Origin of the sequence: Noviherbaspirillum pedocola, from assembly GCF_016632335.1 — a bacterium.
Taxonomy (GTDB): Bacteria; Pseudomonadota; Gammaproteobacteria; order Burkholderiales; family Burkholderiaceae_D; genus Noviherbaspirillum_A; species Noviherbaspirillum_A pedocola.
The window spans coordinates 964,842-985,412 of sequence record NZ_JAEPBG010000001.1; the positions used below are offsets into that span (position 1 = coordinate 964,842).

At 63.7% G+C, this 20,571-nt stretch carries 12 protein-coding genes and 1 pseudogene; 8 read left to right on the forward strand and 5 right to left on the reverse strand.

Going from position 1 to position 20,571, the window contains the following annotated elements:
- Nucleotides 1-157 precede the first annotated feature (157 nt).
- The 3 genes and pseudogenes from JJB74_RS04330 (at nucleotide 158) to JJB74_RS04340 (ending at nucleotide 3,641) form a co-directional block, all read left to right on the forward strand.
- Nucleotides 158-748, forward strand: a pseudogene (locus tag JJB74_RS04330) (IS5 family transposase).
- 1,195 nt (nucleotides 749-1,943) lie between these two features.
- Entirely contained in the window at nucleotides 1,944-2,639 is a 696-nt protein-coding gene (locus tag JJB74_RS04335) for a PEP-CTERM sorting domain-containing protein (protein WP_200590554.1), read from the forward strand.
- A 288-nt stretch (nucleotides 2,640-2,927) separates the two neighbouring features.
- Nucleotides 2,928-3,641, forward strand: coding sequence for a hypothetical protein (locus tag JJB74_RS04340; RefSeq protein ID WP_200590555.1), 714 nt, complete (start codon nucleotides 2,928-2,930; stop codon nucleotides 3,639-3,641).
- On the opposite strand, the gene JJB74_RS04345 is transcribed toward JJB74_RS04340, so the two are convergent.
- Nucleotides 3,635-7,420, reverse strand: a complete 3,786-nt coding sequence (locus tag JJB74_RS04345) for a DUF748 domain-containing protein (RefSeq protein WP_200590556.1) — start codon at nucleotides 7,418-7,420, stop codon at nucleotides 3,635-3,637. The two genes, JJB74_RS04340 and JJB74_RS04345, sit on opposite strands and share 7 nt — an antisense overlap.
- Before the next feature lie 183 nt (nucleotides 7,421-7,603).
- On the opposite strand from JJB74_RS04345, the gene chrA reads away from it, so the two are divergent.
- Complete coding sequence (gene chrA / locus JJB74_RS04350; RefSeq protein ID WP_200590557.1) at nucleotides 7,604-8,851, forward strand: chromate efflux transporter; 1,248 nt, start codon at nucleotides 7,604-7,606, stop codon at nucleotides 8,849-8,851.
- Between the two features lie 86 nt (nucleotides 8,852-8,937).
- Here chrA and ssb read toward each other — a convergent pair whose 3' ends face one another.
- Both ssb and JJB74_RS04360 read right to left on the reverse strand, forming a co-directional pair.
- Complete coding sequence (gene ssb / locus JJB74_RS04355) at nucleotides 8,938-9,429, reverse strand: single-stranded DNA-binding protein (protein WP_200590558.1); 492 nt, start codon at nucleotides 9,427-9,429, stop codon at nucleotides 8,938-8,940.
- A gap of 24 nt (nucleotides 9,430-9,453) precedes the next feature.
- Nucleotides 9,454-10,647, reverse strand: a complete 1,194-nt coding sequence (locus tag JJB74_RS04360; protein ID WP_200590770.1) for an MFS transporter — start codon at nucleotides 10,645-10,647, stop codon at nucleotides 9,454-9,456.
- A gap of 202 nt (nucleotides 10,648-10,849) precedes the next feature.
- Here JJB74_RS04360 and uvrA point away from each other — a divergent pair, with 202 nt between their 5' ends.
- The 3 genes from uvrA to JJB74_RS04375 all read left to right on the forward strand — a co-directional run bounded on the left by uvrA (nucleotide 10,850) and on the right by JJB74_RS04375 (nucleotide 16,332).
- Complete coding sequence (uvrA, locus tag JJB74_RS04365; RefSeq protein WP_200590559.1) at nucleotides 10,850-13,705, forward strand: excinuclease ABC subunit UvrA; 2,856 nt, start codon at nucleotides 10,850-10,852, stop codon at nucleotides 13,703-13,705.
- Nucleotides 13,702-13,989 carry an acylphosphatase gene (locus JJB74_RS04370; RefSeq protein ID WP_407672265.1) on the forward strand — a complete coding sequence of 96 codons (288 nt, stop codon included), beginning with the start codon at nucleotides 13,702-13,704 and terminating at the stop codon, nucleotides 13,987-13,989. The genes uvrA and JJB74_RS04370 overlap by 4 nt, the downstream gene beginning before the upstream one ends.
- A 135-nt stretch (nucleotides 13,990-14,124) precedes the next feature.
- The gene (locus tag JJB74_RS04375; RefSeq protein ID WP_200590560.1) at nucleotides 14,125-16,332 is read left to right on the forward strand and encodes an ankyrin repeat domain-containing protein; all 2,208 of its coding nucleotides are present in this window, start codon (nucleotides 14,125-14,127) and stop codon (nucleotides 16,330-16,332) included.
- A 145-nt stretch (nucleotides 16,333-16,477) separates the two neighbouring features.
- On the opposite strand, the gene JJB74_RS04380 is transcribed toward JJB74_RS04375, so the two are convergent.
- On the reverse strand, nucleotides 16,478-17,386 hold the full coding sequence (locus tag JJB74_RS04380; RefSeq protein ID WP_200590561.1) for an AEC family transporter: 909 nt from the start codon (nucleotides 17,384-17,386) through the stop codon (nucleotides 16,478-16,480).
- Between the two features lie 53 nt (nucleotides 17,387-17,439).
- On the reverse strand, nucleotides 17,440-19,422 hold the full coding sequence (locus JJB74_RS04385; protein WP_200590562.1) for a monovalent cation:proton antiporter family protein: 1,983 nt from the start codon (nucleotides 19,420-19,422) through the stop codon (nucleotides 17,440-17,442).
- A gap of 118 nt (nucleotides 19,423-19,540) precedes the next feature.
- Between JJB74_RS04385 and JJB74_RS04390 the strand changes: the two genes are divergently transcribed.
- Complete coding sequence (locus tag JJB74_RS04390) at nucleotides 19,541-20,569, forward strand: KpsF/GutQ family sugar-phosphate isomerase (RefSeq protein WP_200590563.1); 1,029 nt, start codon at nucleotides 19,541-19,543, stop codon at nucleotides 20,567-20,569.
- Nucleotides 20,570-20,571 lie beyond the last annotated feature (2 nt).

Here is a 20,571-nt window from a genome sequence, read left to right on the forward strand (position 1 = left end):
CGCAAGCCAAGGCGACGGCAGAATGAAGCGGCGTTCCACGAGGGAATGGAATGTGTGGGGAAAGCCGAAATTGGATTTTGATTTCAACGATCCGATCGACTCTGTTGCATAAATCGACGAGGCGGCACTGCGTCGGGTACTCATGTAGCCTAGGCGCATGAAACCCGCTCCCCGGAAGTACCAAACGACGAACTGGAAGATGTATAACGCGGCATTGAAAGCGCGCGGCTCGCTGCTGATCTGGCTCGACCCTGCAATGAACTGGCAGGGCCGAGCCACTGGCAAGCGCGGGCGGAGTCCATGCTTCAGTGACGAAGCGATTCAGTTCTGCCTGAGCATCAAGTGTCTGTTCAATCTGCCGTTGCGTCAGGCCATGGCAGATTGCCAGTGTCAGCGCCGATGGCGCTTATGACACCAAGGCCTGTCATGAAACCATCGCGCTACGCCAGGCGCACGCCGTCATCCCTACCCGAAGAAATGCCAAGCCCTGGAAGACGAATCGCCCTGGCGCGCAGGCGCGTAATGAGATCCTGCGAGCGACGCGCCGACTTGGACGCACGATATGGAAAACTGGAGTGGCTATCATCGACGAAGTCTCGTCGAAACGAAAATGCGCTGCTTCAAGCTCCTTGGCGAGCGCATCCGAGCGCGGGACTTCGATCGTCAAGTGGCCGAATTGCAGGTGCGTGCCGCTTTGCTGAATCGCTTCACGCGTCTTGGCACGCCCGTCACGATCCCTATGCCATAAGTCCGCCTGCAAAAGAGCAAACTCGCCCTTTACTTATTTGTACAACAAAGCCCAGATATTGGGGAAGTGAACAACAGGGATTTGGGGCACATTTCTGCAGAACTGGTCGACTGAGAACAGGCAATATCACTAGCAGGAGCCTGGCTGTATATCGCTTGCTCAAGACCCTCGCAAGACTGACGGCATCCATGGCTTCTATGGATTTTTGTTGCGTTCACTCAAGAATCCTCCCGTCAAGATGACAAATAATTAATACATACACAAGCGGGAGAACATCATGATGCTGCTCGAAAAACTTCTCTACGGATCTTTGATTGCGGCGACTTTTGCATCCATTCTTTATTCGGTACCGATATAAACGGCTTTCGACATCAAGCACGATCCAAGCCTTGTCCGCGCCGCCAAGCTTGGCGTGCTAAGGTCATCAAAATCGTGAGCTCGCACTGAACCGCCTTGCATTGCCCCAAGATGCAGGCCAATCGTTGCCGCTTCCTTGCCATGCCCACTTCATCTCAGCTGCACTCCTGTCCGCAGGCAGTTGCTGCTCCCACGCCGTCTAGCCTGCAAACGCTCCCGGTTGATACGTCGCGCGACAGCTATCTCATGCTCCGCCCTCCTGTACCTTGGCGCATGTGGCGCCGATAGCCATACGCATCGCAGGCTGGAGCTGCTGCAGCTTCTCACCGACGCAGCCGGCGCGATCCTGCTCGCGCCGGCTTTAAAGGATGCCACTGCTGACGCCATCTCGCGTCGCCGCCAAGGCATTGATGGGACCCTCATCAGCCGTTGCCTGGAGAGCGTGTTTGCACGCTATGCGGTCGACATCGCGCGCTTGGCCATTGGCCGCTTTTCGGACGGCGCACTGGAAAAGAGAGGCCGATCGCCCCTGCAGCCTGCAGCTCGAGTGGGCCGGATATACGCTGACGAACTGTAAATTCGATGACAGCATAGGATATCGGCAGAAATTCCCCGCGCAGCTATGGCATGGATTCTTGCGGACAAGTAAACGCTGTCGACAAGAACAACGCTACCGCGGAATGCCAAAAAGCTTCTGCGAGACCTGTCGATAAAATTTACAGCCAACTAATGGTACCGAAACCTAATTTCTCCAAGTCATTGTTTATGAAAGTAAAAATTTACTGGCATCAATATTGCATAGAGGAATGCGTAACGAACAACTTTCACGGAGAACATCTTGAAGAAACTATTGTGTGCAGTAGTCTTGTCTGCTTTGGGCGCCATGGTATCTGCTCATGCTGCTGTCCTTACGTTCAACCTCACCGAGAGCATCAATGGTGCCACGCCGGCCGCGACGGACATCACGCCTTGGCTTACCGCGACATTTACCGACACCACCGCAAACCATGTGCAGCTCACGTTGAAAAACAACTTGGTGAATGCAACGACCAATACGCCGACGGGTGAGTTCGTTGTCGACTGGCTGTTCAATTCGAACGTGCTGCCTATCACCGCAAGCTATGTCAGCGGCTTCAAAGCAACTTTCCTGCTCGGCGACACCAACGGCGGCTCGAACGTCCAGGCTGGCATTTTTGACATGAATTTCGCCTGTTCGAGTGACAATTGCTCGGGCAATGATCCGCGTTTCACTGGCGGCATGACCTCGGTGTTCGATTTGTCTGCCACTGGCCTGAGCGCAACCTCTTTCCTCACCACCAGCTCCGCTGACGGTAAGCAGATCGCTGGCGGTTACTACACCGCCGCTGACATTCGCGGCATCACGGTTGGCAACTCCGGTTCGATCGGCACCAAGGACGGCAAGATTACGCCGACCGGCGACCCGGTACCTGTGCCCGAGCCAATGCCGCTGGTGCTGCTCGGCATGGGACTGGCGGCATTCTCGCTCTCCCGCATGAAAAAAAAGGCGTCCTGAGCCGCTCTTCGGCAGCCGCTGTTTTTGAAGAAGGTCCGGTTTTTACCGGACCTTTTGTTTCTGCGCGAGCGCATCCACGGACATCGACCATGTCGCCAGAACGTCCAGGCACATCTGCGGCATGCGCCTGAATGCGCCGGTTCCAAGTGGCTGGCGAAGCGCATTCCTACGGAGATTGCGTGAAAAACAATGCGACGAATCCCGGAACGGAGAAAACGACGCGTACCGGATAAGATGGGCGCTTTTCCATTCCTGCGAATCATGATGGCGTTCCCATCACACTCTGCGTTGCGCTACTCTGTTACTTGGCTTGTGGTCTGGCTGTTCCCCGCGGTCGCGTCATGCGCCGACACCGACGACAAGCTCTCCCTCAAACTCACCCCCTCCTGGTACCAATCCTCCGACGGCAACCACGCCTGGGACTTCAACCTGCGCGCCAACACCGGCCCACACGCCGCCTGGCTCGGCTACTACAGCGAGCGCAGCGGCGCGCGGCAGGAACGTACCGGCTATGAATACACAGAGAACTTTCGCGCCGGCCATGTGGTCTGGTCGGCACAGGCGGCCAGTGGCGGCTTCCTCGGCGGCTCGGCGACGCTGCAGACCGCAAGCCCGGTCTATCTGATCGCCGGCTTCGGCCGCACCAACCTGCGCAACTATTACAACCTGAATTTCGATCCCAACGATGCCTATACCATCGGCGTTGGGACCGGGCTGATTCCGAGAACCGATCTGTCGCTGTACGAGATCCGCGATGACAGGCTCGGTACCGGGCAGCGCGTCACCCACCTGTATGCGCATGTGGACCTGAGCGATACCGACCGCGTCTCCATCGACGGCACCTACAAGCGCGGGCTGTCCGACGACGGCGTCCAGGTGCACGGGCATGGACTGACGCTGACCTATACCCATCGCCACGGCTTTCTGCGCATCGCGCATGATCCGTATGCGAACTTCGGACGCGCGACGCAGAACCGGTTTTCGGTGGGACTGACCTACTGAGCCGGCTGCGCCTGCGGCGTCTCCTGCGCCGCCAGTTCCAGCCGCATCGGCACCTCGCCATCCTGCAGCTTGTCGGCTTCCTCCGGCTGGGCCAGCGCGACACGCTCGACGGGGAGGCCTTCTTGCCGCGTCAGCGCCGCGCGTACCGCTTCGCCGCGCTCGCGCTGCAGCGCTGCGAGGGCTTCGCTCGGCAGAGGCTGAACGGCAATCAGGCGCTCGAGCAGGCGGTCACGCCAGGCATCCGGCGCCATGCCGGGGGGCGCCTTCAAGCCACGCGCATCCGGCAGCCTCTCGGCGGCAAGCGCATCGATGACGCGTTGCACCCGCGGCGCGGAAGTGTTCAGCGGGCCGGGGTCCTCGCCCGGTTCTAGCGTCACGCCCATCTTCGTCAGCACTTCGCGACGCAGCGCCAGCGAACGCAGTGCGGCCGCATCCGCCTCCCGGTTCAGCGCCGGATGCACCAGCAGCTTCACACCGGGACGCTGCGCCAGCGCCTTCGCCAGCCGGTCCAGCTTCTGCCGCTCGGGCGGCGCGAGGCTGGCGCTGCCGGGATCGAACCCGATACTGTCAAGCTCCTCGCCGCCACCTATCTTCAGCAGCGAAGCCAGCGCCCGGAACGGCGCCGACACGATATTGCGCAGCACATTGCCCAGCGCATGGCGCACCACGGCGCCAAAGCTGAACTGCGGATTCTGCAAATCGCCCGACACCGGCACGCCGATGCGGATCACGCCGTTCTCGTCGCGCAGCAGCGCCAGCGCCAGCTCGAGCGGAATATCGAGCGCGCCTTCGCTTTCCACCTTCTTGCCGAGCTGCACCTTGTCAAGCACGACGCGGTTCTCGCCGACCAGGCGGCTCTGCTCGACCTGGTAATGCAAATCCATGGCCAGCGTGCCGGAGTTCACCTCGTAGCCAGCGAAACGCACTACATAGGGCGACAGCGCCGACATGTCGACATTGCGGAAAGCCATGCGCACATCGGTCGCATAGGCCGGCTTGAACGGATTCATGCTGCCTTCGATGCGCGCTTCGCCGTATTCGGCGATTGCGGCATCGAACTGCAGCCGCGCGCGCCGGCCCGGCACGGTGGACAGGCCGGTCATCACGCCATGCAGATCGCGCATCTTCGTGCTGAATTGCGGCTGCTGGCTGAAGTCGGCGAAGGTCAGCGTGCCGTTGTCCACGCGCAGCCGCGAGATCGTCACCGGGAAGGGATCGGCCGCATCGCTTTGGGCTGCTGCGGCGTTGTCGGTCGCGGCTGCGGCAGGCACGGGCTTCTGCGCCGCATCGCCCTTGGCCGCCTTGTCCTGGCCCAGCACGCGTGCGACGTTCACGCTGCCGTCCTGCGCGATCAGCAGTTCGCCGACCGGGCCGTCGATGCGCAGCTGGCCGATGGCGAGCCGGTTCGGCGCGAGCGTGAGTCGCATGTCGGCAGCCGCCATCGTTTTCCATGACAGGAAGCGCTGGCGCGGCGCGGTCTGGTCGATGGCCACGCCATTGAGCGCGGCGCCGCCGGTGTAAGCCAGCATCGGCGCGCCGCCGCGGCCGGCGAGTTTCAGGCGGCCATCGGCCGAGAAGGTGCCGGAAGCCAGCGCCAGGCGGCCAATGCCGGCGAGGTAAGGCTCCACCGGCTGCAGTGGCAGGGCAATGGCCTTCAGGGCCAGATCGCCAGCGCCGTCGGACAGGCCGATGCTGCCATCGACCGACAGGCTGCCGGCGCCCGAACGGGCCGCGAAGCGTAGTTGGGACGGCGCCCGGCCAGCGGTGTCGACATTAGCCAGCGTCGCGTCGATGCTTTCGAGTGTCAGCGCTGCGGCTGGCGTCTGGCGCGCATCGGCCAGGTTCGCGGTGAAACGCTGCAGCGCGATGCTGTTGGCGGTGACGCGCCATGACGGGGCGGTGCCTCGAGACGCGGGCGCTGCATCGGGCGCGGCGGATGTGGTTGCGGATGCGGCGGGTGCAGCGGACGCGGAAGCAGCCGTGGATGCGACGGGCGCAGTCGGAGCGGTGGATGCGTCGCGCGCGGCAGGCGTGGACGACGCGGTGGACGCGGTGGACGCTGACGGCGCAGCCAGCGCGCTCCAGTTGAAAGCGCCATCCTTGTCGACGCGCAGCGTCGCCGCGCCACCGGCAAGCGTGATCGTACCGAGGTCGACGCGACGCGCCGCCAGATCGAGCGCGGCACCCTGCATGCTGGCGGCGTCGACATGCGCCAGTTCGCCGGGCGCGCGCGGGTCCTTCATCAAGAGCTTGCCGAGTTTCGCCTCCATGCCGCTGGCTGCCAGCTGCGCGCCCGAGGTCGGCAGCGATAGCTTCAGGGCAGCTGCATCCAGCGTGCCGTTGCCGAGCGTGGCGAGATTGTCCGCATCGCGCGACCGGCGCCAGGCGGCGTCGGCCAGCGTCAGACGTGCCGCCTGCGCCTGCAGGCCGAACGGCGCCTTGTCACGGCTGCCGGCTTCGAGGCGACGCGCGCCCAGCGTGGCCGCGCCGAGTCGGACGGTGCCGTCCGCGCCCTGCCGGTTCATGCTCCGGATCGACAGGGCCGGCGCTTGTGCGACCCACGCCATGCCCTTGTCATCCTGCGTCATGTCGAGACTGGCGGCCTGCAGCGCCGGTGCGGCGACATCGATGGCATTGCCCGCCGCCTTCACCTGCAGTCGCTGCAGCGCGAGTTCCATGCCCTGCAAGGCGAGCGCGAGGTTCGCGCCGGTAGAGAGCGTCACCGTCTTGCCGCGCAGCGATGCTCCCGGCGTCTGCACGCTGGCACCACTGGCCACAACGCTGGCGGCGCCGAGCGATAGTTCCGGCGCATCCGCATCGATGCGCACGCTGTTGCTGCCGAAACCGAGCGTGGTCTTCGGCAGCAGCAGCCGCGCCGTGTCCAGCGACATTGCCGGCGCCGCGCCCTTTGGCTCGGCCAGGGCCAGGCCGGTCAACGTCAGTTCCAGCTTGTCGAGTTCGCCCGACAGCGCATCGCCGGACATGCCAAAGCGCCAGTCGCTGCGCAGCGCGATGCTGCCGTCGGCGCGGCGCCAGGGCAGTTGCCGATGCAGCGCGCGCGCCAGCGTGTTGGCCTTCAGTGCCGAAAGCTCGAGGCTGCCGCCGGCGGAAAACGGCTGCAGGCCCAGCGTGCCGGCGCCCTTCAGGATTTCGCCGGCTTCGCTGCGCGCCGAGAAACGGATGCTGCCGGTGCGCGAAGGAATCGTCGTCAGATCCGTCGCTTCGATGGAGAGCGGATACAGATGCGTCACCAGCGGCTGGGTCAGCGATGCGTCGGTGTAATTGACCGATCCATTGCGCAGCACCAGGCGCTGCAGCAGCAGGCGCGGCGGCGCGCCCTTCTTCTGGTCCTGCGGCGACTTCATGGCGTCGAGCAGCGGCTGCAGGTTGAGCTTGCCGTCCTTGTCGAGTTCGAGGGTCAGCGTGGGCTGGTCGAGCAGGATGTCGGCAAAGGTCCAGGCGCGGTGCCAGAGGGAAGACAGCTCGAAGTCGATGCGCAGCCGGTCCGCCGACAGCAGCGCGCCTTCGCGCCGGGTGCGCAGGTTGATGTCGCGCAGCTCCAGCACCAGGGTGAACGGGTTGAAATACACCTTGCCGAGTTCCAGCGTAGCGCCGAGCCGGGATTCGACCTGCTGCGGCAATTGCCACTGCAGCAGTGCCGGCACGCCGAACAGGCCGCCAGCGAGATACACGGTCGCCAGCGCGCCGGCAACCAGCACCGGGCGGCTGCCGATGACGCGGGCAAAGCGGTTCTGCTTGCTGTGGGAAGTCTTGTTCATTCGCTGTGATTGTCGACGGGCGTACCGACGTCCGCACGGAGAAACGGGATTTTAATGCCTGCAGGCGCTGATGGCTTCCTTGAAGCGTCCATCGCAGTTTCCAGGGTGCTGGTCGGGACGCCGGCAACACGCCGCGGCATACAATGCCGGATCGTCAACTTCACGACGCGCCTGCGCCCAGCCATGAGCTCTCTCCCGCCGACGTCCTCCGCCGACACCGATGCGCGCGCCGCGCCGCATACCGAGGCCTCCGCCAAGGGCACGGCCGGCGAGGTGTTTCTCGCCTTCCTGGCGCTGGGCCTCACTTCCTTCGGCGGGCCGATCGCGCATCTCGGTTATTTCCGCACGCAATTCGTTGAGCGGCGCAAATGGCTGGACGACGTCAGCTATTCCGACCTGGTGGCGCTGTGCCAATTCCTGCCCGGCCCGGCCAGCAGCCAGGTCGGCATCGCGCTTGGTCTGGGCCGCGCCGGCTGGCCCGGCGCTTTCGCCGCCTGGGCCGGGTTCACGCTGCCTTCGGCAGCCGCGCTGATCCTGTTCGCGTATGGCGTGGCGCATCTCGCAGGTTTCGCGCAATCGGGCGCGGTGCATGGTTTGAAGGTGATGGCGGTCGCGGTGGTGGCGCAGGCGGTATGGGGCATGGCGAAATCGCTGTGCCCGGACCGCCCGCGCGCGGCGCTGGCCATTGCCTGCGCGCTGCTGGTGCTGGTGCTGCCGTCCGCGGCCGGGCAATTGGCAGCGATCGCGGCTGGCGGGGTCATTGGCCTGGCCTGGTTGCGGCTGCCGCAATTACCGAGCGCGGTGCACCGGGATTACGGCGTGAGTCGCCGGCTTGGCGCGACGCTGCTACTGCTTTTCTTCGCGCTGCTGCTGGCGCTGCCGGCGCTGGCTAGCGCCTTTGCCTCCCCGGCCCTCACCGCCTTTTCCACGTTCTACCGCGCCGGCGCGCTGGTCTTCGGCGGCGGCCACGTGGTGCTGCCGCTGCTGCAGGCCAGCGTCGTGCCGAACGGCTGGGTTAGCAATGAAGCCTTTCTCGCCGGGTACGGAGCGGCGCAGGCAGTGCCAGGACCGCTGTTCACCTTCGCTGCCTATCTCGGCGCCGCGATGGCACCTTTGGGCGGCTGGCGCGGCGGACTGCTGATGCTGGCGGCAATTTTCCTGCCGGCCTTTCTATTGATCGCCGGCGCGCTGCCATTTTGGGAAGCGCTGCGGCACCGGGAAATGGTGCGGCGGGCAATGGCGGGAATCAATGCGGCGGTGGTCGGCGTGCTGGCGGCGGCGCTGTATGAACCGGTGTGGACGAGCGCCATTCATTCACGCGCGGATTTCGGGCTGGCACTGGCGGGGTTTGGCCTGCTGACGGTGGGTCGGGTGTCGCCGGTGTGGGTGGTATTGCTAGCGGCAGCGGCGGGATGGCTGCTGGGGTTGTAAACCGTATCGGGGTCCGGCAACACACAAATGGAAACGGAGCCGCGAACGGCTCCGTCATTCATGCTGCTTGCGGCAAAACGAAGGAATCAGAACGGAATATCGTCATCCATATCCGAAAAGCTCGGCGCCGGGCGCTGCTGCGGCGCCGGGCGGCTCGCGCCACCGGATTGCGGACGCTGCTGCTGCGGGGCGCTGTAGCCGCCGCCGTAGCTGTCATCGGACTGCGCGCCGCCGCCCATGCCTTGCCGGCTGCCCAGCATCTGCATCGTGTCGCCGCGGATCTCGGTAGCGTACTTCTCCACGCCATCCTTGTCGGTGTACTTGCGGGTGCGCAGCGAGCCTTCGACATACACCTGCGAACCCTTCTTCAGATACTGACCGGCGATCTCGGCCAGCTTGCCGAAGAAGCTGATGCGATGCCATTCGGTTTGCTCTTTCTGCTCGCCGGTGGCCTTGTCCTTCCACTTGTCGGTGGTGGCCACGGCGATGTTCGTGATCGCGTCGCCGCCCTGGGTGTAACGGGTTTCCGGATCGCGGCCCAGGTTGCCGACGATAATGACCTTATTGACCGAAGCCATGAGTGCTTTCTCCTCTTACTTCTGTTAAGCGGCGGCCGGCTGCTGTTGCTTGCCGCGCCGCGGTAGATTTTTCATGCCGGCGGCAATTATAAGCCACAGCACTGTGAGCGATCCGCCCATGATGAACACCGTCGACGGCCCCAGATGCTGGGTCAGCCAGCCGCCGGCCGCACCGCCGCAGAAAAGGCCCAAGGCCTGCAGCGTGTTGTAGACCCCGAGCGCCGCGCCGCGTCCGCCGGCCGGCGCAAAGCGCGACACCAGCGAAGGCTGGCTCGCCTCGAGGATGTTGAAAGCGACGAAGAAGGCCAGCAACAGGCCGACCAGCGGCGCCCAATGCACGCCGTGCGACAGTTCGAACCACATGCCGACCTGCACCGCCAGCAGCAGGGCGATTGCGCCGACGAAAACGCCTTTCATCTTGCCGTGCCGCTCGCCGACGAAGACCGGCGGCAGCATCAGTACAAAAGACAGCAGCACCACCGGCAGATACACCTTCCAGTGCTGCGCCACCGGCAGATCCAGGGTTTTCACCAGCGCTGCCGGCACCACGACGAACATCGACATCTGCGACAGGTGCAGCGTGAAGACGCCATAATTCAGGCGCAACAGCTCGGGCATCTTCAATACCTGGGAAAACTTCACCGCTGCCGGCGGCAGCGCGGCCACGTCGGGCACCACGTAGCGCACCACCACGATCGCGGCCAGCGACATCAGGCCGATCAGCACGAACATGCCGCTCATGCCAATGGCGCTGTACAGCAAGGGCGACGCCACCAGCGACACCGCGAACGACAAGCCGATCGAAGCGCCGACCATGGCCATGGCCTTGGTGCGATGTTCTTCGCGGGTGATGTCGGCGATCAGTGCGGTGATGGCGGCCGAGATCGCGCCGGCGCCCTGCACGCCGCGCCCGAGTATGACCCAGACGATGTGATTGGCCGCCGCAGCGATGAAGGAGCCGATCGCGAACAGCAACAGGCCGATGAAGATGATGCGCTTGCGCCCATAGCGGTCGGAAGCGATGCCGAACGGGATCTGACCGATCGATTGCGTCAGGCCGTACATGCCGAGCGCCAGACCAATCAGCGTGGCATTGCCGCCGCCGGGCATGCTGCGCGCGTGAACCGCGAACACCGGCAGGATCAGGAACAGGCCGAGCATGCGCAGCGCGAAGACCGAAGCCAATGATGCGCTGGCGCGGATTTCAGTGCGGCTCATGCCGGAGCCGGGCTTGGCGGGAGAGTGGGATGGCATGGACGAAGGATTCTGGCGATTGAGCGCAAAAAGAAGGAAGAAGTCAGCCGGAAAGGGCCGGATACGGCGCTTTTCAAAAGCCGCTATAGTAGCAGGTTGACCCGCCTGAACCCGGCTGCCCGTCAAGATCGAAAACGTTGCCGGGATTTTAATGCTGAAGGAATTCATGGAAGAGATTCGCATCCGAGGCGCTCGCACGCACAACCTCAAGAACATCAACCTCGACCTGCCGCGCAACAAGCTCATCGTCATCACCGGCCTGTCCGGTTCCGGCAAATCCTCGCTGGCCTTCGACACCCTGTACGCCGAAGGCCAGCGCCGCTATGTCGAATCGCTGTCGGCCTATGCGCGCCAGTTTCTGCAACTGATGGAAAAGCCGGACGTCGACCTGATCGAGGGCCTGTCGCCGGCGATTTCGATCGAGCAGAAAGCCACGTCGCACAATCCGCGCTCCACCGTCGGCACCGTCACCGAGATCCACGATTACCTGCGCCTCCTGTACGCGCGCGTCGGCACGCCCTACTGCCCGAACCATCCGGAGAACCCGCTGGCGGCGCAATCGGTGTCGCAGATGGTGGACGCGGTGCTGGCCATGCCCGAAGACACCAAGCTGATGATCCTCGCTCCCGTGGTGGCCAACCGCAAGGGCGAGCATGCCGACCTGTTCGAGCACATGCAGGCCCAGGGCTTCGTGCGCTTTCGCATACAGAGCGGCACCAATGACGCGCGCGTGTATGACGTGGATGATCTGCCCAAGCTGAAGAAGACCGAGAAGCACTCGATCGATGTCGTCATCGACCGCGTGAAGGTCAAGGCCGACATCAAGCAGCGCCTGGCCGAAAGCTTCGAGACCGCGCTGCGCATCGCCGACGGCCGCGCGATCGCGATGAACATGGATACCAATGCCGAGCAGGTGTACTCCAACAAGTTCGCCTGTGCCATCTGCGGGTATTCGCTGCAGGAGCTCGAGCCGCGGCTGTTCTCCTTCAACAATCCCATGGGCGCGTGCCCGGAATGCGATGGCCTCGGCCATATCGAGTTCTTCGATCCGAAGCGCATCGTCGCCTTTCCGAATCTGTCGCTGGCCTCGGGCGCGGTGAAGGGCTGGGACCGGCGCAACCAGTTCTATTTCCAGATGCTGCAAAGCCTGGCGAACCACTACGAGTTCGATGTCGACTCGCCCTTCGAAGACCTGCCGCAGAAGGCGCAGGATGTGGTGCTGCACGGCTCGGGCCGGCAGACCGTGCCCTTCACCTACATCAACGAGCGCGGTCGCGCGGTGGTACGCGAGCACACCTTCGAAGGCGTGGTGAACAACCTGCAGCGGCGCTACCGCGAAACCGATTCGGTCGCCGTGAAGGAAGAGCTGGCCAAGTTCATCAACCGCAAGGCGTGCCCGGCATGCGAGGGCGCGCGGCTGCGCGTGGAAGCGCGCAATGTGAAGGTGGGCAGCGGCAGCCAGGAACGGGCGATCTATGAAGTCGAATCGACGCCGCTGCGCGATACGCTGGAGTTCTTCCAGAACCTGAAGCTCAAGGGCGCCAAGCGCGAGATCGCCGACCGCATCATCAAGGAAATCGTGGCGCGGCTGAGCTTTCTGAACAACGTCGGCCTGGACTACCTGTCGCTCGAGCGCAGCGCCGATACGCTGTCCGGCGGCGAAGCGCAGCGCATCCGCCTGGCCTCGCAGATCGGCTCGGGCCTGACCGGCGTGATGTATGTGCTGGACGAGCCGTCCATCGGCCTGCACCAGCGCGACAACGACCGCCTGATCGAAACCCTGAAGCACCTGCGCGACATCGGCAACAGCGTGCTGGTGGTCGAGCATGACGAGGATGCGATCCGCTGCGCCGACTACATCGTCGACATGGGCCTGGGCGCCGGCGTGCATGGCGGCGACGTGATCGCGGCCGGAACGCTGAAGGAAATCCTGAAGAGCAAGGAGTCGCTCACGGCGCAGTACCTGAACGGCAGCTTCCAGATCCGCGTGCCTGAAAAGCGCGTCGCGCCGGATCCGAAGCGGCAGTTCGTCATCACCGGCGCCACCGGCAACAACCTGAAGGATGTGACGCTGAAGATTCCGGTGGGCCTGTTGACCTGCGTGACCGGCGTGTCGGGCTCGGGCAAGTCGACGCTGGTCAACGACACGCTGTACCTGTCGGCATCGCGCCACCTGTACGGCTCGCAAGCCGAGCCGGCGGCGCATGAATCGGTGTCGGGCATGGAGCATTTCGACAAGGTGATCTCGGTGGACCAGGCGCCGATCGGCCGCACGCCGCGCTCCAATCCGGCCACATACACCGGCGTGTTCACGCCGATCCGCGAAATGTTCGCCACCGTGCCGACCGCAAAGGAGCGCGGCTATTCGGCCGCCCGCTTCTCGTTCAATGTGAAGGGTGGCCGCTGCGAATCCTGCCAGGGCGATGGCGTGATCAAGGTCGAAATGCACTTCCTGCCGGACGTGTACGTGCCCTGCGATGTCTGCCACGGCAAGCGCTACAACCGCGAAACCCTTGAAGTGCAGTACAAGGGCAAGAGCATCACCGAGGTGCTGGACATGACGGTGGAAGATGCGCACGAGTTCTTCAAGCCGGTGCCGGTAATTGCGCGCAAGCTGCAGACGCTGCTCGACGTGGGCCTGGGTTATATCAAGCTCGGCCAGAGCGCGACCACGCTGTCCGGCGGTGAAGCGCAGCGGGTGAAATTGTCTTTGGAGCTTTCCAAGCGCGATACCGGCAGAACGCTCTACATCCTCGACGAGCCCACCACCGGCCTGCACTTCCATGACATCGACCTGCTGCTGAAGGTGATCCACCGCCTGCGCGACCAGGGCAACACGGTTGTCATCATCGAGCACAACCTGGACGTGATCAAAACTGCGGACTGGATCGTCGACCTCGGCCCCGAGGGTGGCGCCGGCGGCGGCGAGATCATCGCCACCGGCACGCCCGAGGAAGTGGCGAAGAACCCGCGCAGCTTCACCGGCAAGTACCTGGCGCCAATGCTGAAGAAGAAAAAGTGAGGCTGGCGATGGCCACGCGCTTGCGAATCACGGGACGGGTGCAGGGCGTGGGCTACCGCGCCGCGTTCCTGCACGAAGCGCAAAGGCTGGGCCTGTCGGGCTGGGTGCGCAACCGGCTCGACGGCTCGGTCGAAGCACTGGTGGCGGGTGATGCCGCGGCGTTGCAGGCCATTGCGGCATGGGCGCGGCGCGGACCGACGCTGGCGCGGGTGGATGCGGTGGCGATCGAGGATGCGCCGGAGGCGCAACCGGGAGGCGGCATGGAGATGCGGCCGACCTTGTAATTCGCACTGGGCCAACATCTGGCCCGACCCTTAACAAAGCTTCAGGCTGGTTGCCGCTTGCATTAGTTTTGCGGCCCTCTCGCGCGAGCATGCGCTCGCGCCCGTTCAACCATGCTCATGAAGAAGGGACCCAGTATGGACAGCATCGCTTTCAGCGCGGCCAGCGCACCCCGCTTCGGTCGGCCCAGCACCTCTGCCGCTACCAACGCCTATATGCAAAAGCTGGACGCTTGGGTTGAAGGAAAAGCCGAACGTAGCAAAGCACGTGCACGCATCCTCGCCTGGATGGATTGCAGAGACGACGGCGAGGCGTTGAACCTGGACGAACTCAAACTGGTTGAATTGCCGCCCTTGCCGCCAGGCCTGCGCAAGCTCAAGGCGAATAACAATATGCTCAACAGCCTGCCTGAAGACTTGCCCCACACCATTGAAGAGCTGCATCTGCGCGACAATTGCCTGCTCGACTTGCCGCAGGCGCTGCCATACGCCTCGCTTGTGCTGCTCGATGTGCGAGAGAACGCGATCGAGCAGCTTCCCGAAAGCCTGAGCCAGCTTGCCGCCGGCTGCAAGGTCTACCTGAATGGCAATCAGATTCCGCACAATCGCATCGACGCGCTGTTTGACACGCCGCAGGACACCAATGGCCTGCGTTATCCGCGCCAGCGTGTTGCCAGCGCGCTCCCGCCCGCGCAGCACGGGATCGTGCGCACGGCCCAAGCGGCCCGGGAATCCCGGTTGGACAGCCAAGCCAACGACGACTTCAGAGATCGCCTCGGCTATGCGGTCTACGAGGGGAATACCACGGTGGTGAAGCAGCTGCTTCAGAAAGGCACTTGCGATATCAATGCGCCATGGGAGAAGTGCAACAACTACAACCTTCTGGGCATCGCTGTCGAAAAGGAGCATTTCGCCATTGTGAAGCTCCTGCTGGAGCAGCCGGGACTGGATCCGAACGGGGCAGGCCGCGACAAGTGCCATCCACTGACCACGGCCATCTTGAAGAAACGTACCGACATTCTCGATGCGTTGCTCGGTCACCCTGGCATCGATCCGAATCACGACGACCACAGCGGGGTCGCCCCGCTCTACGTGGCCACGCAGAACCAGCAGGGCGAGATGGTCAAGCGCCTGCTGAAGCATCCGAAAACGAACCCCAACCTCGGAGGACCGAAATGCGACGGCAACACGCCGCTCACCAAGGCAGCCTATGAGGGATATCTCGCGCTCGTGCAGGCATTGCTCAATCACAGGGACATCGATCCCAATCTGCCGAACGTGTCCATTGGCGCGACCCCGCTGTACCTGGCATGCCAGCAAGGTCATGAAACCGTCGTGGCGGCACTGCTCAAGCACCCGGGGATTCAGCACAATCCGGTAACAAGGGGTGGGCAGGAGACGCCGCTTCATGTCGCTGCCTACAAGGGTCATCTGAAAATCGTTCGGAGGCTGCTTGCCGAAGCGCGCGTGGATGCAAGCCTGCGCACTGCGACAAGAGAAACACTGATTTACCTCGCCGCAGAGCAAGGCCATGCGGAAATCATCGATTGCCTGCTCCAGCACAAGGAAAAGCGCGTCGACCCCAATCTTGGGAAGGCGGACGTCACGCCGCTGATTGCCGCCGTCATGAACGGTCATGAAGCCGTGGTATCGCGTCTGCTGGCGGAACAATCGGTCCTCGTGAACAAGCATTGCGGCCCTGAGAAGACGACGGCTCTTCTGGCCGCGATTGGAAAGGGAACTGCCTCGATGGTCCGCCTGCTATTGCGCAGCAAGGCCGTGGATCCGAATCTGAAAATCACGGAGGCGAACATCCCGCCGCTTCAATACGCCGTCACCATGCGTGATGTGTCCATCGTCCAGGCCCTTCTGGATGATCCCAGGGTGGACATCAGTGCGAAGAACAGTTTCGGTGGAGATGCGTTTTCAGTCGCAGTCGAGCTCGAACGCGCGGAGAGCGCGCTTGCGCTGATCGAGCGCGGAGCAAGCATAGGTGCGCTGCCCACTGCGACGCTCAGGCAATCCGCGATACAGGTTGTTGGCGCGAGCTGCCTGATGAAGCTGACGACGGGAAAAGAGGCGCAGACGGTGCTCGACAGGCTGAAGCGGATGCCGCCGACGCAAGCTGCCCAGTGCCTGGTTGCAATCGCCATGCAATCGGCGCTGACCCCCGCTGAAAAGGCGCTGGACGAGTTGCCAATGCTGAAGCAGGCCATCACGCTGAACACACCGGGCTTGAACGAGGCCGTGTCCGGCACGCTTGCCGCCTGGGGCGCGGCAAGCGTGAAAGATCGCAGCCAGTTGCCGCGATTGACGCGCGACATGCTCACGGCATGGGGGCTGTGAACACGACGCCTTTCGACCTCGTGCCTGTGCAGACGCCTTGCCCGCGCAAGGACGATGCCGTTCGATCGAGCAAAGGGACCGGCGCAGCGGACGCTCGTACGCAGCGTCGACTTCGCCGGTCAGCTCAGGCCGTGTGATACGCCTTTCATGCCAGCCCCAGCCACAATCCCAGCGGCACGAAGGCCAGCGACGCCAGGTTCCCCAACAACACGATGGATGCCACCTTGTCCGGCTCTTGCCGGTAGCGCTCGGCGATCATGAAGCAGAACACCGCCGGCGGCAGCGCGGCGAACAGGTACATCTGGCCGCGCTGCATCTCGGTCAGCGGAAGCACATGGCTCAGCAGCGCGGCGCAGGCGATGCCGGTCAGCGGGCAAGCGACAGCGCCGATGGCGCCGATATGCCAGCTGCGGAAATTCACGTCGAGCATGCGCACGCCCAGCGAGAACAGCATCAGCGGAATGCAGGCTTCGCCAAGCATCTTCATGCCCATCATCAGCGGCTCGGGCACATGCAGATGCAGGATCGCGAAGGCCATGCCGATGAGCATGGACAGCATCATCGGGCTCTTCATGAAGCTCAGCAGCGAGGCATGCTCGCCGCCCCGGCCACTTTCGATGATGCGGATGCCCACCGAGAAATAAACCAGGTTCGAAGCCATGAACAGCGCCACCGCGGCCGACAGGCCCGCCGGGCCGAAAGCCAGCGCCGCCAGCGGCAGGCCCATGTTGCCGCAATTGTTGTACATCATCGGCGGCACGAAGCTGCGCGGATCATAGCCGAGCAGCTTTGCCAGCGGCCAGGCCAGAAGACCCGAGCCCAGCGAGATCAGCACGCCGGCGGCGATCAGGCTGGCGTTGTGAACGATGTCGAAGTCCTTGGCGGCCAGCGCGGAAAACACCATCAGCGGACACAGCACATCCATGCTGACGCGGTTGACCGCGCCCATGTCGGCGCGCACCTTGTCGCCGCGCAGGCGGGCATAGCCGTAGCCGATGGCGATGATGGCAAGGACGGGAAAAATGATGGAGAGAATGCGTTCGAGCGTCTGCATGGAAATAGGGGCGTGGCGGTGACTGCGCCGGCAGTATGCGGCAAAGGGAAAAACTATGCTTTGAGCAGCCTTTCTTCGGCCAGCGCGATGGCTTCGGTCGCGCCGCGCAGCACGACGATGTCGCCGCCTTCGAGCACGGTGTCGGGCGTGACATCGATGCGGCTGCGGCTGCGGCGTATCGATGTCACTTCGGCGCCGAGTTCATGCAGCGACAGCGTGGCCAGGGGCTTGCCGATCGCATGCGCATCCTCGGCCAGCGCCACCGAATGCAGCCGCACGTTCAGGTGCTCGGCATGGGCCGGATCATCGGCGCCATGGAAATAGCCGCGCAGCGCGGCATAGCGTTCGCCACGCACCGTCTGCACCCGGTGCAGCACCCGGCGCAGCGGCACGCCGAGCATCAGGAGCGCATGCGAAGCCAGCATCAGGCTGCCTTCGATGGCTTCCGGCACGACTTCGGCCGCGCCCGAGCTCTTGAGCTTGTCGAGGTCGGTGTCGTCATGGCTGCGCACGATCACGGGCAACAGCGGCGCAAGCTCGTGCGCATGATGCAGGGTCTTCAGCGCCGCCGGCGTATTGGCGTAGGTGATCACCATCGCCGAGGCGCGGTGGATGCCGGCGGCTACCAGGCTTTCGCGGCGCGAGGCATCGCCGTAGGACACGGCTGCGCCGGCCGCGCGCGCTTCATGCACCCGCTCCGGGTCGAGGTCGAGCGCGTGGTAGGCAATCTTTTCCTCTTCGAGCAGCTTGGCCAGGCTCTGGCCGCTGCGGCCAAAGCCGGCGATGATCACATGCTTTTGCGTGGACATCGTGCGTGCGGCGAGCTGGGTCAGCGTCAGCGACTGCATCATCCATTCATTGGCCGACAGCCGCAGCACGATGGCGTCGGACTTGGCCAGGATCAGCGGCGCGGCCAGCATCGACAGCACCATCGAGGCCAGGATCAGCTGCACCAGGAATGGGTCGACCAGGTCCAGGCCGCCGGCCTGGTTCAAGAGCACGAAGCCGAACTCGCCGGCCTGCGCCAGCGCCAGGCCGACGCGCAGCGCGGTGCCGGTGGATGCGCCGAAGAGCCGGGTGAGCGCGGCCACCAGCAGGAATTTCAGCAGCACCGGCACCGCGAGCAGCAGCAGCACCAGCCACCAGTTGGCCAGCACCAAAGGCAGGTTCAGCAGCATGCCGATGGTGATGAAGAACAGGCCGAGCAGCACATCGCGGAAGGGCTTGATGTCTTCTTCCACCTGGTGCTTGTACTCGGTCTCGGAAATCAGCATGCCGGCGACGAAGGCGCCAAGCGCCAGCGACAGGCCGGCCTGCTCGGTGATCCAGGCGGCGCCCAGCGTGATGAGCAGCAGGTTCAGCATGAACAACTCCTGCGACTGCCGCTTGACCACCACGTGCATCCACTTGCGCACCGGCTTTTGTCCGACGAACAGCAGCAGCACCAATACGGCAACCGCCTTGGCCGCGGCCCAGCCCAGCGTCGAGGCCAGGTTCGCCGGGTGGGATAGCGCGGGCACCATGATCAGGATCGGCACCAGCGCCAGATCCTGGAACAGCAGGATGCCGATGATGCGGCGGCCATGCTCGGTTTCGAGTTCGAGCCGCTCGGTGAGCATCTTGGACACGATGGCCGTGGATGACATGGCCAGCGCGCCGCCGAGCGCAAACGCGGCGCGCCAGTCGATCTGCAGCCGTGGCGGTAGAAGCCAGGCGCTGGCATAGCCGAAGGCGATCGTCACCGCGATGGTCAGCAGCACTTGCGCCAGACCGAGGCCAAAGACGGTGCGCCGCATCGATGACAGTTTTGGCAGCGAGAATTCCAGGCCGATAGAAAACATCAGGAACACCACGCCGAACTCCGCCAGCGTGTGCGTGGTGGCATTCTCTTCGGCCAGCCCGAGCGCATGTGGCCCGATCAGGATGCCGACCGTCAGATAGCCAAGCATTGGCGGCAGATGCAGCATGCGAAAGGCCACCACACCCAAAACGGCAAAGCCGAGCAGCACCAGGGTCAGTTCAAGGGCGGTGAACATCTTCGTGTTCCATGATCGGGTAGAGCAATGACGTCTGGCATGCGGAGTCGATCAAGCGACCGGGTTTTTGTTATTTCTGGCAGGTTTTTTGCTTAACCAATTCGTTTATACTTCGGGCATGAGTGTACCTTACGAAAAATCATTGTCGAAGGCTTTCGACGCCGACCGCGCCCAACGCGCGCTCGAAATGGCGCAAAGCACGCTGCGGATCGAAGCTGACGCCATTCTCGCGTTGATGGAAAGAATCGCCGTGCCCGGCAACGACAGCTTCGCCAGGGCCATCGCGCTGCTGCTGGGCTGTACCGGCCGCGTCGTAGTGTCCGGCATCGGCAAATCCGGTCACATTGCGCGCAAGATCTCCGCCACCCTGGCTTCCACCGGCACCCCTGCCCTTTTCGTTCATCCCGCCGAAGCCGCCCATGGCGATCTCGGCATGATCACCGAGAACGACGCCTTCATTGCCATCTCCAATTCCGGCGAAACCGCGGAGTTGATGTCCATTGTGCCGATCATCAAACGCATGGGCGCGAAGATGATTGCGATGACCAGCGACGACGCTTCCAGTCTTGCTCAGTTGGCAAATGTGCATCTGAACACCGCCGTGGACAAGGAAGCCTGCCCGCTGAACCTGGCGCCGACGGCCAGCACCACGGCCACGCTCGCGCTGGGCGATGCGCTGGCGGTGGCGCTGCTCGACGCACGCGGCTTTCGGGAGGAGGACTTCGCACGCTCGCATCCGGGCGGCGCGCTCGGCCGGCGTCTGCTGACCCATGTGCGCGATGTGATGCGCACCGGCGACGCGATTCCGAAGGTGGCGCGCACGGTATCGCTGAACGCAGCGCTTCTGGAAATCACGCGCAAGGGCATGGCGATGACGGCCATTGTCGATGATGCGGATCGGCCGGTCGGCGTGTTTACCGATGGCGATCTGCGCCGCCTGATCGAAAAGGCGCAGGATTTCAACCGCCTATCGATTGCCGAGGTCATGCATGCCAATCCACGCACTGTCGGCCCCGACCAGCTCGCGGTGGAAGCGGTGGAATTGATGGAGCAACACCGCATCAACCAGCTGCTGGTCGTCGATGGCGACGGCCGGCTGGCCGGTGCGCTGCATATCCATGATCTGACCCGGGCAAAGGTGATCTGATG

Bases quoted from the DNA above. Each gene is read 5' to 3' on its own strand.
- ssb (WP_200590558.1), bottom strand. From the start codon at position 9,429: ATGGCTTCGGTCAATAAGGTCATTATCGTCGGCAACCTGGGCCGCGAT.
- JJB74_RS04360 (WP_200590770.1), bottom strand. From the start codon at position 10,647: ATGAGCCGCACTGAAATCCGCGCCAGCGCATCATTGGCTTCGGTCTTC.
- JJB74_RS04385 (WP_200590562.1), bottom strand. From the start codon at position 19,422: ATGTTCACCGCCCTTGAACTGACCCTGGTGCTGCTCGGCTTTGCCGTT.
- JJB74_RS04375 (WP_200590560.1), top strand. From the start codon at position 14,125: ATGGACAGCATCGCTTTCAGCGCGGCCAGCGCACCCCGCTTCGGTCGG.
- chrA (WP_200590557.1), top strand. From the start codon at position 7,604: ATGAGCTCTCTCCCGCCGACGTCCTCCGCCGACACCGATGCGCGCGCC.
- JJB74_RS04345 (WP_200590556.1), bottom strand. From the start codon at position 7,420: ATGAACAAGACTTCCCACAGCAAGCAGAACCGCTTTGCCCGCGTCATC.
- JJB74_RS04380 (WP_200590561.1), bottom strand. From the start codon at position 17,386: ATGCAGACGCTCGAACGCATTCTCTCCATCATTTTTCCCGTCCTTGCC.
- uvrA (WP_200590559.1), top strand. From the start codon at position 10,850: ATGGAAGAGATTCGCATCCGAGGCGCTCGCACGCACAACCTCAAGAAC.
- JJB74_RS04390 (WP_200590563.1), top strand. From the start codon at position 19,541: ATGAGTGTACCTTACGAAAAATCATTGTCGAAGGCTTTCGACGCCGAC.